Origin of the sequence: Streptomyces sp. B1866 (assembly GCF_031932565.1) — a bacterium.
Lineage (GTDB): Bacteria > Actinomycetota > Actinomycetes > Streptomycetales > Streptomycetaceae > Streptomyces.
On sequence record NZ_JAVSCF010000442.1, the window covers coordinates 1 to 2,630 of the forward strand.

General features: G+C 77.5%; 2 protein-coding genes. One reads left to right on the top strand and one right to left on the bottom strand.

Features of this window, described 5'->3' with window-relative positions; genetic code table 11:
* Positions 1-1,181: 1,181 nt before the first annotated feature.
* Complete coding sequence (locus tag RKE29_RS29190) at positions 1,182-1,418, bottom strand: hypothetical protein (protein WP_312008719.1); 237 nt, start codon at positions 1,416-1,418, stop codon at positions 1,182-1,184.
* 253 nt (positions 1,419-1,671) lie between these two features.
* Here RKE29_RS29190 and RKE29_RS29195 point away from each other — a divergent pair.
* Positions 1,672-2,630: serine/threonine-protein kinase (locus RKE29_RS29195; RefSeq protein WP_312008722.1), on the top strand; the 959-nt coding region annotated here is incomplete at its 3' end.

Genomic DNA, 2,630 nt, shown 5'->3' on the forward strand with positions numbered 1-2,630 from the left:
GGGCACGGGGGGCGGCGCGGGGCCGGGGTCCGCGGCGCGGCGGCGGGCGCCGCCGGGCGCGTCCGGCCGCGGAGTGGTGGTCACGGCTCCCCCGTCCTTCGCCTCGGCGCCACGACACGGGCGCCCGCCCCGAGCCTAGGCCCTGCCGTCGTAGTCACGTCTGCCTCGCGGCGCCGCCGTCTCGCACGCGGCGCCTCCCCGGCCACCGCCGGGCCGCCCGCCGCGCTCCCCTCCCCCGCCGTACGGACTTCGCCGGCTACCGCCGGGCGGCGCCCTTCGCGGGCGGCGCGACGGGGCCCGCCGTCCTCGCGGCGCCGGGCGCGGGAACCGGCGGCAGCCCGGGACCTTTCCGGCGACGGCCGGGAGCCCGGTCCGCCGCGTTCGGTGCGCGCCGGGCCGGGAGGCGGGGCCGGCCGCCGCGCAACCGAAAGCGGCGTCATCCGATGGGATGACAACCGGCGCGGTCAGGCCGTGGCAGGGGACGGCCGCGCGGCGGTGCCGGACGGCTCGGCCGGAACGCGTCGCCAGGAGGCGGCGACGGCGCGGCCGGTGCCCGGAAGGAGCCGGAGGCGGACGGCCCGCCGTGGAACTCGTCGGCGGGGCGGACGCGAGACGGCGCGGCGGACGGTGCGGCGGGGGCGCGGAGCGGTGCGTCACGGCACGCGGGAGCGCCGGAAAGCGCGGAAGCGAAAGGGGCCGTGGAAACGCGATGCCCGGGCGGCTCCCCAGCCACCCGGGCATTCGTGCCGTCCGCCGCACCCCCGTCCCCACGGGGCTGTTTGGCTGGAAGTCCCCAGCCCGGACCGCTCTTCCGGGCCCCAGGACGCGTGAGCGCCCCGGCATTCCCGCCACGGACGACGTCTTGTCTGCCGACGGCTTCCCAGCCGCCGGGTGGCCACCGAGGGGGGCGTCGCCGCCCCCAGCGGAGGTCACTTCCGTAGCGGCGAGCGTCTGACCTCGGGGGACGAGTGCTGCGCCCGCCGCTGAACCTCAACCCTAGGCGTCCGGCCGGGTCCGGGACGTCATGCCCCGTATCGATTGCCGGGGCCTCCCGGAGGAGGAGGCGGGCGGGCGGCGACTACTCCCCTGGGTGGAGATGTCGCCCGGCCGCCCTGGGTGGAGATGTCGCCCGGCCGCCCGGCGCCGGAGCCTCCCTGCTCCGGCGCCGGGCGGAGGCCGCACTAGTCCCGGTCGCCCTCCTCGGTCCTGGGCACGGGGTGCTCCACCAGCGCGAGCACCCGGGTGGCCATGAACCGGGCGGTGCGCACCACCGAACCACTACGGGTGACTTCGCTCACCTCGACCACACCCCGGCGCACCGCCGTCTCGACCCGCCGCCCCGCCCGGCTGGCCACCACCTCGTACGTCCGCGTCGTGTCCCCCGCGTCCACGACGATCTCCACGCGATCACCCTTCACGGTCCCAATCCCCCTTCCCCGTCGGTCCCTTAAGGCTCCGCACGCGGGCCGGGCCGCGGCCGCCGCCGCGTCCTGCCCACCCTTCAAGGGTCCCACCCACCACTGACAACCGACCTGCCGACGCATGCGCGGCCTGTCGGCGCTGCGGGCCGTCAATCCGTAAGCTGTGGCACGTCAGACGGACGGCAGCGGATGGGGCGTCCCCGCCGAAGGCAGGGGAAGGGGCCTCCCTCACCGGAGGTAGGGGACGGACATGGCGATGATGCGGCTCCGGCGCGAGGATCCGCGGGTCGTCGGCTCGTTCCGGCTGCACCGCAGGCTCGGCGCGGGCGGCATGGGGGTGGTCTACCTCGGCTCCGACCGGCGCGGGCAGCGGGTGGCGCTGAAGGTGATCAGGCCGGACCTGGCCGAGGACAAGGAGTTCCGCTCCCGGTTCGCGCGGGAGGTGTCCGCCGCGCGGCGCATCCGCGGCGGCTGTACGGCCCGGCTGGTGGCCGCCGACCTGGAGGCGGACCGGCCGTGGTTCGCCACCCAGTACGTACCGGGCCCGTCGCTGCACGACAAGGTGACCGAGGACGGGCCGCTGGCGGCCGCGCAGGTCGCCTCGGTCGGCTCGGCGCTGGCCGAGGGGCTGCTCGCGGTGCACGACGCGGGGGTCGTGCACCGCGACCTGAAGCCCTCGAACATCCTGCTGTCCCCCAAGGGGCCGCGGATCATCGACTTCGGGATCGCCTGGGCGACCGGCGCGAGCACCCTGACGCACGTGGGCACGGCGGTCGGCTCGCCGGGCTTCCTCGCGCCCGAGCAGGTGCGCGGCGCGGCGGTCACTCCGGCGACCGACGTCTTCGCGCTGGGCGCCACGCTGGTGTACGCCTCGACGGCGGACTCGCCTTTCGGGCAGGGGAGTTCCGAGGTGATGCTCTACCGCGTGGTGCACGAGGAGCCGCAGCTGGCGGGGGTGCCCGCGGCGCTCGCGCCGCTCCTCCAGGCGTGCCTGGCCAAGGATCCGGGCGACCGGCCGAGCACGCTCCAGCTGTCGCTGCGGCTGAAGGAGATCGCCACGCGGGAGGCGCACGGGCACTCCGGCGGGACGGTGCTGGGCGCCCTCGGACCGGCCGAGGGGCGGGCGGCGGCGCGGCTCCAGCAGGGCCGGCCGGCCGGCCGGCGCGCCGAGGAGTACGCGCGCCAGCGCACCGAGCGGGGTCCGGGCGG